This window comes from Bacteroides caecicola (assembly GCF_023337095.1).
GTDB classification, from domain to species: Bacteria; Bacteroidota; Bacteroidia; order Bacteroidales; family Bacteroidaceae; genus Phocaeicola; species Phocaeicola gallinarum.
The window spans coordinates 22,369-35,796 of sequence record NZ_JAMBLM010000003.1 but is presented as its reverse complement, the minus strand read 5'-3'; the positions used below and the strand labels follow the sequence as shown (position 1 = coordinate 35,796).

General features: G+C 44.8%; 10 protein-coding genes. 6 read left to right on the top strand and 4 right to left on the bottom strand.

Annotated features, from left to right (window positions below):
• Window positions 1–73 precede the first annotated feature (73 nt).
• From M3085_RS03505 to M3085_RS03485, 5 genes are all read left to right on the top strand, one after another.
• On the top strand, window positions 74–457 hold the full coding sequence (locus tag M3085_RS03505) for a hypothetical protein (RefSeq protein ID WP_178256816.1): 384 nt from the start codon (window positions 74–76) through the stop codon (window positions 455–457).
• Window positions 458–637: 180 nt separating this feature from the next.
• On the top strand, window positions 638–2,626 hold the full coding sequence (locus tag M3085_RS03500; protein ID WP_249052287.1) for an OPT family oligopeptide transporter: 1,989 nt from the start codon (window positions 638–640) through the stop codon (window positions 2,624–2,626).
• Window positions 2,627–2,737: 111 nt separating this feature from the next.
• Window positions 2,738–3,283: a 30S ribosomal protein S16 gene (locus M3085_RS03495; RefSeq protein WP_178256814.1), complete on the top strand. Its 546-nt coding sequence runs from the start codon at window positions 2,738–2,740 to the stop codon at window positions 3,281–3,283.
• Between the two features lie 718 nt (window positions 3,284–4,001).
• On the top strand, window positions 4,002–7,205 hold the full coding sequence (locus M3085_RS03490; RefSeq protein ID WP_249052423.1) for a carboxypeptidase regulatory-like domain-containing protein: 3,204 nt from the start codon (window positions 4,002–4,004) through the stop codon (window positions 7,203–7,205).
• Between the two features lie 116 nt (window positions 7,206–7,321).
• Window positions 7,322–8,515 carry an ectonucleotide pyrophosphatase/phosphodiesterase gene (locus M3085_RS03485; RefSeq protein WP_249052286.1) on the top strand — a complete coding sequence of 398 codons (1,194 nt, stop codon included), beginning with the start codon at window positions 7,322–7,324 and terminating at the stop codon, window positions 8,513–8,515.
• A 93-nt stretch (window positions 8,516–8,608) separates the two neighbouring features.
• On the opposite strand, the gene M3085_RS03480 is transcribed toward M3085_RS03485, so the two are convergent.
• Complete coding sequence (locus tag M3085_RS03480) at window positions 8,609–9,217, bottom strand: DUF4923 family protein (RefSeq protein ID WP_191709657.1); 609 nt, start codon at window positions 9,215–9,217, stop codon at window positions 8,609–8,611.
• Between the two features lie 235 nt (window positions 9,218–9,452).
• Window positions 9,453–10,307, bottom strand: a complete 855-nt coding sequence (gene nadC / locus M3085_RS03475) for a carboxylating nicotinate-nucleotide diphosphorylase (RefSeq protein ID WP_191709658.1) — start codon at window positions 10,305–10,307, stop codon at window positions 9,453–9,455.
• An 83-nt stretch (window positions 10,308–10,390) separates the two neighbouring features.
• Between nadC and rlmH the strand changes: the two genes are divergently transcribed.
• Window positions 10,391–10,864, top strand: a complete 474-nt coding sequence (gene rlmH / locus M3085_RS03470; RefSeq protein ID WP_178256809.1) for a 23S rRNA (pseudouridine(1915)-N(3))-methyltransferase RlmH — start codon at window positions 10,391–10,393, stop codon at window positions 10,862–10,864.
• 14 nt (window positions 10,865–10,878) lie between these two features.
• Here rlmH and M3085_RS03465 read toward each other — a convergent pair whose 3' ends face one another.
• Together M3085_RS03465 and M3085_RS03460 are read right to left on the bottom strand one after the other, a co-directional pair.
• Window positions 10,879–11,769, bottom strand: a complete 891-nt coding sequence (locus M3085_RS03465) for a glucosaminidase domain-containing protein (RefSeq protein WP_178256808.1) — start codon at window positions 11,767–11,769, stop codon at window positions 10,879–10,881.
• Between the two features lie 585 nt (window positions 11,770–12,354).
• Window positions 12,355–13,161 (bottom strand): transposase, encoded by an 807-nt coding sequence (locus M3085_RS03460; RefSeq protein ID WP_410554207.1) that lies wholly within the window; start codon window positions 13,159–13,161, stop codon window positions 12,355–12,357.
• Window positions 13,162–13,428 lie beyond the last annotated feature (267 nt).

The following is a 13,428-nucleotide window of genomic DNA, read 5'->3' as shown; positions in this document are numbered from 1 at the left end:
TTGTGAATTTATAAACTACACTTTTTATGTTGAATTTGTAAACAGCGAAGGATATCCCGTTGTTACTAAAACTATGGAACCGACAGACTTCTCAATAAAATGTATCAAACCGCTACAAGAATATAAAAATTTCTGGTATACAACTGTTTTTCAAGGGGAAGACAGGCGTTACTATACTCGATTTAACCATTCAATAGAAGAACATTTAGACGATAACCGCAACTTCAAATTCGAGGTAAGCTGTGAGCTGTGGAAAGAACCCGTTGTTTTCGATACCGCATGGATTCTGGAAGAGGGAGAAGACTACAAAGAAACCCAACTGAAAACCATTACCGTTAATGATGTAGAACTTGAAGCCACTCCTGCCGAAGAATACGCGAAAGAAGACAGAAATCCGCTATTCACCCATCAACCTACCATAAGATTGGTAAGAGTGGTGGTAGACCAGCAACCGTAAACCCCCACTTTGTAGGCGTCCGTCATTCAGTCGGCGAACGCCTACAAACGCAAATACAACTCGTCTCCCTCGCCCCCTCTACAAGAAAAATTCATCTGTTTCTCCCTATATTCAATATACTTTTACTATTTTTGGACGCACAAACGAATTATTAATTATCAAAAATAGTAAACCTGCAAAATGAAAGAAGAACTTGAAAAACCGACGGGACTGCCCGATAATGCGTTCCGTCCGCTTAAACCGGGAGAGAAATACGAACCGCTGATGTCGCCCGGTAAAACTTATCCCGAAGTAACGTTGTGGTCGGTTACGTGGGGCATCATCATGGCGGTTATCTTTTCTGCCGCCGCTGCTTATTTAGGATTGAAGGTAGGACAGGTGTTCGAAGCCGCCATCCCTATCGCCATCATCGCGGTAGGCGTATCGAGCGCAACTAAACGCAAAGGCGCGCTGGGCGAAAACGTAATGATTCAGTCCATCGGAGCTTGTTCGGGAGTTATCGTAGCGGGAGCCATCTTTACCTTGCCCGCCCTTTATATTCTTCAAGAGAAATATCCCGAAATGACGGTTAACTTCATGCAGATGTTCATCAGTTCGCTGCTGGGTGGCGTATTGGGCATCTTGTTCCTCATACCGTTCCGCAAATATTTCGTTAAAGAGAAACACGGCGAATATCCTTTCCCCGAAGCTACGGCAAGCACACAGGTATTGGTATCGGGCGAGAAAGGCGGCGACCAAGCAAAGCCATTGCTGCTGGCGGGACTCATCGGAGGACTGTACGACTTCATAGCCGGAACGTTCGGATGGTGGAACGAGAACTTTACGAGCCGTGTGTGCGGCTGGGGCGAAACCATAGCCGACAAAGCGAAATTAGTATTTAAAATCAATACCGGAGCTGCCGTTTTGGGATTGGGCTACATCGTGGGACTGAAGTATGCCGCCATCATCTGTGCCGGTTCGCTCGCCGTATGGTGGATTATCGTTCCGGGCATGTCACTGTTCTGGGGCGACCAAGTATTGAACGCATGGAACCCTGAAATCACCACTGCCGTAGGAGCCATGTCGCCTGAAGCCATTTTCAGCGAATATGCCAAAAGCATCGGTATAGGTGGTATCGCAATGGCAGGCATCATCGGTATCGTACGTTCGTGGGGAATTATTAAAAGCGCGGTAAGCCTCGCAGCGAAAGAAATGGGAGGAAAGAAAGCAGAAGAAAACGTAGAGCGCACGCAGAAAGACATTCCGATGAAGATTATCGCTTTCGGGTCAATCTTTACCCTGCTATTAGTGTTGCTGTTCTTCTACTTCGATGTGATGCAAGGCAATATCCTCCACACCGTGGTAGCCATCCTGCTGGTAGCAGGAATCGCTTTCCTGTTTACCACCGTGGCTGCCAATGCAATCGCCATCGTAGGAACAAATCCCGTATCGGGCATGACGCTGATGACGCTTATCTTAGCTTCGGTAATCATGGTGGCAGTAGGACTGAACGGTGCGACGGGTATGGTGGCGGCACTCGTAATGGGTGGTGTGGTTTGTACGGCGCTCTCAATGGCGGGAGGATTCATTACCGACCTGAAAATCGGATACTGGTTAGGAAGCACTCCCAAGAAACAAGAGAGTTGGAAATTCCTCGGCACATTGGTGTCGGCAGCTACCGTAGGCGGCGTTATCATGGTGTTGAACGACTCTTACGGATTTACGAGCGGACAATTAGCGGCTCCGCAAGCCAATGCAATGGCGGCGGTTATCGACCCGCTGATGAACGGTGTAGGCGCTCCGTGGCTGCTGTACGGCATCGGCGCACTGCTGGCTCTCGTACTGACATTCTGTAAAGTACCCGCACTGGCATTTGCGCTGGGAATGTTTATCCCGCTGGAACTGAACCTGCCGTTACTGGTAGGAGGAGCTGTAAACTGGTATGTGACGACACGCAGCAAAGACGAAGCCGTAAACAACGCCCGCGGGGAAAAAGGAACGCTGCTGGCATCGGGATTCATAGCCGGCGGTGCACTGATGGGTGTGGTGAGTGCCATCATGCGTTATTGCGACATCAACTTCGTCAACGAAACATGGCTTGACAACCCGATGAGCGAAGCCGTTTCACTCGTTGTCTACATCCTGCTTATTACCTTCCTCGTAAAAGCAAGCATGAAACTGAAGAAATAAAAAAAAAGACTAATCCTTTGTCATTCAAAAGAAAAGTCTTACCTTTGCACCCGCCATTACGAGCTAATGGCATAATTCAAATCATTAACATTAAAATTTAACGTTTAAGAAATGGCAACTAAAATCAGATTACAAAGACGCGGACGCAAAGGTTATGCGTTCTATTCTATTGTTATTGCGGATTCAAGAGCACCACGTGATGGTCGGTTTACTGAAAAAATTGGTACTTACAACCCGAATACCAATCCTGCCACAGTAGATTTGAATTTTGAACGCGCATATTACTGGGTAATGGTAGGTGCGCAACCTACTGACACAGTACGCAACATCCTTTCTCGCGAAGGTGTTTACATGAAGAAACACTTGATGGGCGGTGTTGCTAAAGGTGCATTCGACGAAGCTACGGCTGAAGCACGCTTCAACGCTTGGAAAGAAAACAAACAAGCCGGTTTGGAAGCATTGAGAGCTAAAGAAATGGAAGCTAAGAAAGCTGAAGAAAAAGCTCGCTTGGAAGCTGAAAAGAAAGTAAACGAAGAAATCGCTAAGAAAGTAGCTGAAAAGAAAGCTGCCGAAGCTGCTGCTAAGGCTGAAGCTGAAGCTGCTGCAAACGCAGAAGCTCCCGCTGAAGAAGCTACTGAAGCTCCGGCTGAAGCATAATTCTTCTTACAAGAAAACAGGAATGGCTGTCTCTATCAAGAGGCGGCCATTTTTGCGTTAAAGAGGTTGCCGAAAAGGTCGATTATCGATGAAGTGAGCTAATTTACAACGAGTTCATTTTAAACCTTTTACACCTTATCCGAGAGCTTTAAAAACGCAAGCGGTAGAACTGCCTCGTCTTACGAATAGAAATGGGCAACGCATCCGTTAGAACCGGGCAACACTAACGGTTGCGTTTTGCGGGATATTCCGACAAGGAAATTCCCCCTCCGTACTTTCGCCAAACAGTTTCTTCTAAATTCAACACAAAAAGCCCGTCAAAACTTACACATATTTCCCCAACAACGAGAATCCACCGAAAAAAAACAGGCTGATAAAGCGTATAAAAACCGTACACAGAAACGTTTTTTTCATCTGTATTACGGGATGATTACATTTTGTAATTATTGTTACCCGCCTATTTTCCAAAGAAATACGAACATCAATAAAAGAATTTTGCTCACTCTGCATTACAAAAAGGTTAATATTCTACCGATTTATTTGTTAAAATAAAACCTAATATACGCTGTATTGAAAAAAATACTTAATTTTGCATCAAAAGAAACAAAAATCAATGAAAACCCGCAAGGGGAATAACGAAAACTACTATTGACTAAAGCGAACTATAACAACTTTAAGAAAACAGAGAGACTAAGTATCATTTAATCAAACCTTTATGATGAATCAATCTAAATTCTTGATGGCGGCAGTGGCATCTGCAATGACAATATGTGCCAGCGCCCAAGTGACAACTTCCGCAGTCAGCGGACAAGTTATCGACGAGAACCAAGAACCGGTAATCGGCGCTACAGTGGTAGCTGTTCACGAACCATCCGGTACTATGTATGGAGCGGTAACTAACATCGACGGACGATATACCATTCAAGGTATGCGTACCGGAGGTCCATACAAAATCGAGATTACTTACGTCGGTTATAAGAAATCAGCTTATACCGGACTTTACCTCGAACTGGGTAACACATTGAGCCTGAACGCTACAATGGAACCAAGCAGCGAACTGCTGGACGAAGTGGTAGTAGTTGCTGACGCAAGACCTAACGCCGGAGCTTCTCAAAACTTCTCAACTCAACGCATCGAAAACACCCCGACGGTAGACCGTAACGTGTATGACATCGTAAAGAACATGCCGATGGCTATGACTTCTAAAAACGGCGGTATCACGTTTGCAGGTTCAAACAACCGTTATAACAGCTTCCAAATCGACGGTACGGTAAGTAACGACGTATTCGGTCTGGCAGCTTCGGGTACGAACGGAGGACAGACAGGAGCCAACCCGATTTCAATGGACGCCATTCAGGAAATTCAAGTTGTAGTAGCTCCGTTCGACGTTCGCCAGAGCGGATTTACAGGAGGAGGTATCAACGCCATCACCAAGCAGGGTACGAACACCACACACGGTTCGGCTTATACTTACTTCAACAACCAAAACATGTATGGCAAGTACAGCGCCATCCGCGATTACGCCAAGTCGCCCATGGCTCAGCAATACACCCGTACGTTTGGTGGAACATTGGGTGGTGCCATCATCAAAGACAAATTGTTCTACTTCGTAAGTGCAGAAGGCAAGAAAGAATCTTATCCGTCAAGCGTTTATCCGGGATATACCAGCAATTACATTACTTCGGATGTAGCCCAGCAAATAGCTGACCAATACAATAAACTAACTGGATTTAACGAAGCCTATGCACAGCGTAACGTAGACCAAAAATCATTCGGATTATTAGCCCGTATCGACTGGAATATCAACCAAGACCACAAATTGGCTATCCGTTACCAGCATAATAATTCTTACGATGACAACTACGGCCCAAGTGCTTATTCATATACATTTAACAATAGCGGCTACCGTATGAATAACAAAACCAACTCTATCGTAGCCGAATTAAACTCACACTTAGGAGAAAACTTATACAATGAATTCCGTGCTTCGGCAAGTTTCATTCGTGACCACCGCGATGTCGCTTATCAAGGACCTACGGTACAAATTAAAAACATCCTTGCAGCCGACGGAATAACACGTATCACGGCTAACATCGGTACAGAATATTCTTCAGGAGCTAACTATTTGAATCAAGACATCTATACCTTTGAAGATAACCTGTCATGGTATTTGGGAAAACATACATTGACATTCGGTACACATAACGAAATATACCGTATGAAGAACTTGTTTATCCAAGCTGTAAACGGTTCATGGTACTACAATTCTTTAGATGAGTTCTTGAATGACGAACCTTATCAATTCCAGTATAAATATACCGATCCGGAACTGACCGGAGGCGACACTCGCTGGGCACCTGCCATGAAAGCCGGACAATTCGGTTTCTATGCCCAAGATAAATGGGACATAAATAACAATTTCAACTTGACTTACGGTTTACGTATTGATATTCCGGTTATATTCAATAATCCGACTGAAAACCCAACTTTCAACCAATACGCAGAACAACATAACTTCGGAGTGCGCGTAGGCGAAAACCCGAGTGCAAAAGTTTTGTTTTCTCCGCGTGTAGGTTTCCGCTGGTATCTCAACGATTCTCATGACACCCTGTTGCGCGGTGGTTTAGGAATCTTCACCGGTCGTGTTCCGTTTGTATGGTTGTCAAATTCATTCAACAATACCGGTATGGAAAGCAAAGGTACCACCATCGGTAACAAAGAAGGAAACAACTGGCTGAACGATGCACCGAAATTGGGACAATACGCCCATGACCCGATGGCAGCAGCCAACTCACAGCAAGGTTCTGCTTCCCGTCCAGACATCGTAACCGTAGACAAAGATTTCAAATATCCGCAAGTATTCCGTGCTAACCTTGCATTGGAACAACGTTTACCGGGCGATGTAAAATTAACATTAGAAGGTATTTACTCAAAAACGATGAACAACGTATTCTTTGAAAACCTTGCCATCAGCAATAACGGTGAAAAAGTATATGTAGTTCCCGGTGTAGAAGCTTCATCTGCTCCGTTCTATAGCAACGAAAAAAGCGACTATTATAGCATCATCAATTTGAAGAATACTAACAAAGGATATACTTACGCTATCTCTGCTATGTTAGAAAAGAGCTTCAACTTTGGTCTTGACTTGTCGGCTTCTTATACATTCGGACATGCCAAATCAGTTAACGATGGAACAAGTTCGGTTGCTTATTCTAACTGGAAATACAATTACTCGCGTGATACGAACTCAGGAAACGAACTTGGATTCTCTAAATTCGACGTTCCTCACCGCGTAATGGTACAGGCTTCTTATACCAGCCCGAAATACTGGAACGGATGGATGAGTTCTACTATTGCCGTTATATACAACGGGTTCTCAGGAAGCCGTTACAGCTTAACCATGAATGAAGTACCTGACTTTAACGGAGATGGCAATGGGGGAAACACATTGCTTTATATTCCGACCGATTCTGAAATTGACAAGATGATCTTTACTGATGTCAATAAAGACGGTAAACCATTATCGATGACTGCTGAAGAAAGCCGCGAAGCATTTAAACAATGGATTGAAAACGACAGTTATGCAAAGAACCACCGCGGACAATATGCTGAACGTAACTCCAATCTAAGCCGCTGGGAACATGAAATTGACCTTCACTTCGCCCAAACAATTTACAACGTTCAAGGTGTAGGCAAGCTGGAATTTACGTTTGACATCATTAACTTTGCCAATATGCTGAATAAGAAATGGGGAGCAAGCTACAGTTCGGCTTATAACCTCTCTCCGCTGTCAGTAGAATATATGACTACTACTAACGACGGAATTAAAACGGCAGCTTACTCTTATAACAGAGCTGAAATTGAAAAGAGCGATGTATCTTCTCGCTGGCACGCTCAAGTTGGTGTAAGACTGACATTCTAATCTTTATTTGATATCTCATTTTTACAATCAGGCACGGATTGCACCGGGTACACCTCAACAGACAAATGTGTTACCGATGCAGTTCGTGCCTGAAACATTTAAATACCTCATCAGTTATGAAAAGACCCCTTTTATTGCTTACTCTGCTTCTGCTGCTTTCACCCCTCGCAGCCGGAAACAAGCATTATACAGTTATCGTGTCGCTCGACGGATTCCGATGGGATTACGTCAAGATGTATCACACACCGTTCTTCGACCGCATGGCGGCAGAGGGCGTACAGGCTGTTATGACTCCCTCGTTTCCTTCGAAGACATTTCCTAACCACTACACGCTTGCCACCGGGCTTTATCCCGACCACCACGGCATCGTGGCCAACTCGTTTTGGCATCCCGAAAAAAAGAAGTTATATTCGATGAGTGATTCCGAGACCCGAAACGATGCTTCTTTTTACGGGGGAGAACCTATCTGGATTACAGCACAACGGCAAGGGGTGAAAACCGGAAATGTGTATTGGGTAGGTTCGGACATTGCTGTCAAAGGACAATATCCTACATACTATGAAGTGTATGCTCATACACCGCGCCTGAACTACGCGGAACGTGTGGCAAAGGTTTTGGAATTGCTAAAGAAACCGGAGACAGACCGTCCGCAACTCATTATGGCGTATTTCGAAGACCCTGACCACTACGGACATTCATTCAGTCCTCACAGTGCCGAAACGCGCCAATGTATCACCGAACTTGATGCGCTGATGAAGCAACTGTGGGAGGGTATTCAAACGCTTCCATTCGGCAAAGATGTCAATCTGATTGTTACTTCCGACCACGGCATGGCTACTGTAAGTCCCGACCGCTGTGTATCCGTCACCCAACGTTTAAAGCCCGAATGGTATAAGCGCATAGAAGGTAATCTGCCTGCCCAGATTTATGCTGAGGAGAAATATCATGACTCCATCTATCAGGCATTACAAGGGTTAGACCACGTACGGGTATGGAAAAAAAGCGAGATTCCTGCTTACTTGCATTACGGAACGAATCCTTCGGTGGGAGACATCGTGGTAGTCCCCGACTTGGGATGGTTAGTAACCGACAAAACAGATTTCCGGGTTGGCGGTGCTCACGGATTCGACCCTACGTATGACGATATGCAGGTCATGTTCCGTGCCTGCGGTCCTGATTTCAAAAAAGGCTACGAAGCACCTAAATTTCCGAACGTTTGCATCTACTCGCTCTTGGCTCACTTACTCCACATCACTCCCGCTCCCACCGACGGCAGTCTGGATGCTGTAAGAAACATGTTGGCAGAGTAAAATACATTCACTGAGGACAAAAAAAATCAGCGGACGAATGTGGCATATATACATCCACTTCGTCCGCTAACTTATAAATGGCTTCTATGTTTCTTACTGCTTTTTCATCTCAAAGCCCAACAGCAAGCCATCGTATTCTTTCAGCAACGAATTGGCAGTGCTGACAGCCGAGTTAGATGAACTGTTTGAAACCTTTCCCAATATCGACTGGGCGAGCGACATCACCTTGTCAGCCTTAAAGAAAAGGCTCAGTTTATCACCTGTCAATCCTTTCGAAGCCACCATATTCATCTTTATGCCCAAACGGGTTTTCAGCGTCAGTTCGCCCGACTCGGCATTGTAGCTGTACGTTCCGTTAGTTGTACGTCCGCCCACTACCGATGTATACGTGCTGTCTGCGTTAAACGTATATGTAGTTCCCTCCTTAAAACCGAGCGTATTTAAAATACCGCTCATTTTATCTTCCACTTTTTGGGCAGCAACCTCTCCGCCGGCTTTCGCCAACAGATTATCACTCTCAAATTTGCAGTCGGGACCCACAAACGTCCATGTACCTTCTATCGAACTGCTTGTTCCGCTTACTTTGTTGCCTACCACCTTTGCCACTCCGGAAAGAATTGACTTTAAATCCTGAGCAGGCAGTTGGTTTACTCCGAAACAGAGCAAACAAGCCAACAAAACACCTCCAAACAATCTTTTCATAGTTTTTACCTCCTATTTTTTATTCATAACGGCTAAGAGCCTGTTTAAATTTTGCTCTGCCTCAGTTTGAGAATTGTTTTCGAGGATGTTTTTCGGCTTTTACAAGGAGGATAGCGGGCTATCTGACGAGTAAAAACAGGGAAACAGACCGGAAACAAACTCAAAAAGGGGCGGATAAAAATACTTAATCGGAAAATTTAAACAGGCTCTAAGAGCCTGTTTTTAATCTATCAAATCAGCAAGCCTTAAAGCTCATGTCCAATCCTTTTACGGAATGAGTCAATGCGCCTACCGAAATGAAATCGACGCCACATTCGGCATAATCGCGTAACGTATCAAACGTAATGCCGCCCGATGACTCGATTTCATAGCGTCCGCCTACCATTTCTACCGCCTTGCGCGTGTTTTCAGGCGTAAAGTTGTCGAGCATAATACGGTCTACACCACCCAAGTCGAGCACCTGTTGGAGTTCATCGAAATTACGCACTTCGATTTCTATCTTCAAGTCTTTACCTTTTTCCTTACAGTATTCTTTCGCACGGGTAATCGCCTTGTCAATGCCTCCGGCAAAGTCAACATGGTTATCTTTCAGCAAAATCATATCAAACAGTCCGATACGGTGATTCACTCCCCCGCCTATTTTGACTGCCATCTTTTCCAACACACGCATACCCGGTGTGGTTTTACGCGTATCAAGCACGCGGGTTTTGGTACCTTCCAAGCGTTTTACATATTTATTGGTCATCGTGGCAATGCCGCTCATGCGCTGCATGATATTCAGCATCAGACGTTCGGTTTGCAACAACGATTGTACTTTGCCTTCCACCACCATAGCCACATCGCCCGGCTTTACATGCGCGCCGTCGTGAATAAATACTTCCACCTTCATGTCAGGGTCGAAACGGTGAAACACTTCTTTCGCCACTTCAATGCCAGCCAGTATACCTTCTTCTTTAATCAAGAGTTTCGATTTTCCCATAGCATCTGCCGGGATGCAAGATAAAGTAGTATGGTCACCGTCTCCTATATCCTCTGCAAACGAAAGGTCGATGAGACGGTCAATCAAATCTTTTACAATTTTTTCGTCCATATCGTTTTTTATGTGTTTTAATTACAAAGGCAAAGGTAGAGAAATTCATTATCTTTGCAAACACAAACTAACGAAAAAGAATTATGAAATTTACGTTACTCGTAGTAGGACGCACCGTTGAGAAACATTTTATTACTGCCATTAACGATTATACGGAACGTACCAAACGGTATGCGTCGTTCGACATGGAGGTGATTCCGGAACTGAAGAACACCAAAAGTCTTACCCCCGAACTACAGAAGGAAAAAGAAGGAGAGCTTATACTGAAATCGCTTCAGCCGGGAGACGTGGTGGTGCTGTTAGACGAACACGGAAAGGAGTTCCGCTCCATCGAATTTGCAAACTGGATAGAGCGGAAAATGCACACGGTAAGCAAGCGGCTGGTATTCATCATCGGCGGACCATACGGGTTTTCGCCCGCCGTTTATGCGGCTGCCCACGAAAAGATATCGCTGTCGAAAATGACGTTCTCACACCAGATGATTCGCCTCATCTTCATTGAGCAGCTATATCGCGGGCTGAGCATCCTGCACAACAGCCCCTACCACCACGAGTAGAACCGTTTATCCCATTAGCGCAAACGCAGAATGTCGCCCACGTTCGGTGCCGGAGCATCTTCATCCATCTTGTTCAGCTTATACAGGTTTTTCAGCCGGATACCGAACTTCTGGGATATGGAATACATGGAGTCGCCGGCGCGTACCACGTAGACGATGTTGTCTTTCGTGGCGCGTTTCATTTTCTTTTCCAAGTAAATCACTTCGCCGCCCCTGAACTGGTAATCTTTCGGCAATTCGTTATACGTACGGAGTTTCTTCTTGCTGATACCCAATTCTTTTGACAGCGATTTGAAAGTATCGCCGCGACGGGCTATCACGTATAACATGCCGTTTGCCAAATAAGGCTGGTGCGGATTCGGGAACTCTTCCACCCACTTCAGTCCGCCTTTCCGGTCGTAATTATCAAGGTCGTACAGCTCGATGATGTTAATCAGCCGGTCGGCATAACGCGGGTCGGTGGCGTAACCCGCTTTTTTCAATCCCCTTGCCCACCCTTTGTAATCGGTTATTTTCAACCGGAACAAAAAGGCATAGCGTGCGCCGTTACTCAGAAAAAGCGAGTGGTCGCGGTACGAGTCTTTCGGACTGTCGTAAGCGCGGAAACACTCATTGGGGGCATCGTCATTGGCACGGACGGTTTTCCCGTCCCAGCTTCCGCCGCATTTTATACCGAAGTGATTGTTCGACCGACGCGCCAACGCGCTTTTTCCCGCCCCCGATTCTAACAAGCCCTGTGCCAACGTGATGCTTGCGGGTATGCGGAAGCGGTGCATTTCGTCGACCGCTACTTTACGATATTTATGGATATAACTTTCGTACGCTTTGTTACGACGCTGGGCCGCACTGCCCACACAGGCCATGCTTACCAAGCAACATATCAAGATATAACGTAATAACTTCATTTCTTTCCGGTGTTAATACTATGCCCCGCAAAGATAGCGGATTGCTTTCTGATAAAAACTTAAAAATACAGAAATTTACAAGGAGAGATTGTTTTTTCTTACATTTGTAAGAAGAAAATACGAAAAAGGTCTAAGTGATTGAAAATGAGTTGCAGTTACCAACTTATAGTAGTAATAGGTTACGAATTAGTTAGTTATCTACTGTTTTATTCTTCTATGCGTTGCGTAACCTTCAAAGAACTCTTCGTATGCAAAAGTAGCATATTAATGGCATATATTGAAATAAAAATCCAGCTTTTTAAGCTCCACAGACAAGTTTTTCCGTAAAAGCGATTTAAGGCGTAGGAACACCATCGTCAATAAATCGACGACCATGTTCCTACTATTGCATAAGCATAGAAAAGGGCTTTGCGTCACGCCTGAACCATGTTCAGACTGATGATGCAAGGCCCCTTTCTTTTTTTGCTTATGCCACAAGCGGTGCTTTTACGGCTGTCACCTGTTGATTTTCTTTTTTTTTGTCGGTTCCTCTAATCGAAAACGGAAGTCATGGGTAACCACACCTTCCATAAATGAAAAGTTCCATTACCCATGACGGCAAACCGGAAAGAAAATTGCAACCGCATAACTAAACAGGTTTAGCCACACGGTTGCAACATACTTTCTTGGAATGTTTGCCGATTTCACGTTTTCTCCGCATCTTTTTTTTGACATTTCCTTTCTTTCTTTTCCCTGAACATTCATATCCAATATGCCTCCACATCCGTTTACCTCCATTTTTGATGGTCTTTCAGAAAGTCGCAACAGGTGGATCGTTCCCGTTCTGGGTGCAAAGGTAAATCCGGGATTGGGATGCTCAATGGTTTTTAGAAAAAATCTCCAGCCCTGCGGGTAGTGTTTTTTCTTTGAAAACCCTTGCTCAGGCTTTCTTCTGATTTCCTGATAGATACGTTCCTTAGATATGCGTTTCCCCTCTTTTTTCAGATGTCCTGAAATTTGTTCCGGAGACCATCCTTTCCCTTTGAGTAACTTTATGGCAAGCTCCAGCACCCCAGGTTTTATTGCTGTGTTGCGTACTATTCGCTCCCTCTTTTCACGGGCCATTTCATCAGCCTGTTTGGGATTATATCTACCGGTCTTTGTCCTATTACGCTTCAACTCACGTGAAATGGTGGATGCTGAACGTTTCTTTTCGGGAAGAGGATTACCGGAGGATATGGCTGCTTCCTCTTCAATACGGTTTAATTCGTCTGCTATGGCTTTTAATGAAAAACCATTTTGGCGCATGGTAGAAATTGTGTACCTTTGCGCAAGGGTTAATTGATTGTACATAAGCAATACAAAGTTAATTAATCTTGGGGAGACTTCGGTCTCCCTTTTTGTTTTTTGCATTGCCACAGGGAAAGGTTTTCTTAGCCATACATACCTCCTAAAATAATGAAAGCGGGGCTGAAATCAGACAGCCTCGCTCCTTTACACTATTTCAGTGTGGTACATGAATCTATTGCTTGGTCGAGTTGCTCCTCAGCAGAGCTCGCCTCCTCTTTGATTCACGAGACAAAGTTAACACTTTCCTCCTTGAATCTACTACTTTTAAAGACCAAAACGTTGCACTTCGTTTTGGAATCTACAATTTCAAAATGACCAGGCTCGTTAAAA

Bases quoted from the DNA above. Each gene is read 5' to 3' on its own strand.
- M3085_RS03505 (WP_178256816.1), top strand. From the start codon at position 74: ATGGAACCGACAGACTTCTCAATAAAATGTATCAAACCGCTACAAGAA.
- M3085_RS03500 (WP_249052287.1), top strand. From the start codon at position 638: ATGAAAGAAGAACTTGAAAAACCGACGGGACTGCCCGATAATGCGTTC.
- M3085_RS03495 (WP_178256814.1), top strand. From the start codon at position 2,738: ATGGCAACTAAAATCAGATTACAAAGACGCGGACGCAAAGGTTATGCG.
- M3085_RS03490 (WP_249052423.1), top strand. From the start codon at position 4,002: ATGAATCAATCTAAATTCTTGATGGCGGCAGTGGCATCTGCAATGACA.
- M3085_RS03485 (WP_249052286.1), top strand. From the start codon at position 7,322: ATGAAAAGACCCCTTTTATTGCTTACTCTGCTTCTGCTGCTTTCACCC.
- M3085_RS03480 (WP_191709657.1), bottom strand. From the start codon at position 9,217: ATGAAAAGATTGTTTGGAGGTGTTTTGTTGGCTTGTTTGCTCTGTTTC.
- nadC (WP_191709658.1), bottom strand. From the start codon at position 10,307: ATGGACGAAAAAATTGTAAAAGATTTGATTGACCGTCTCATCGACCTT.
- rlmH (WP_178256809.1), top strand. From the start codon at position 10,391: ATGAAATTTACGTTACTCGTAGTAGGACGCACCGTTGAGAAACATTTT.
- M3085_RS03465 (WP_178256808.1), bottom strand. From the start codon at position 11,769: ATGAAGTTATTACGTTATATCTTGATATGTTGCTTGGTAAGCATGGCC.
- M3085_RS03460 (WP_410554207.1), bottom strand. From the start codon at position 13,161: ATGCAAAAAACAAAAAGGGAGACCGAAGTCTCCCCAAGATTAATTAAC.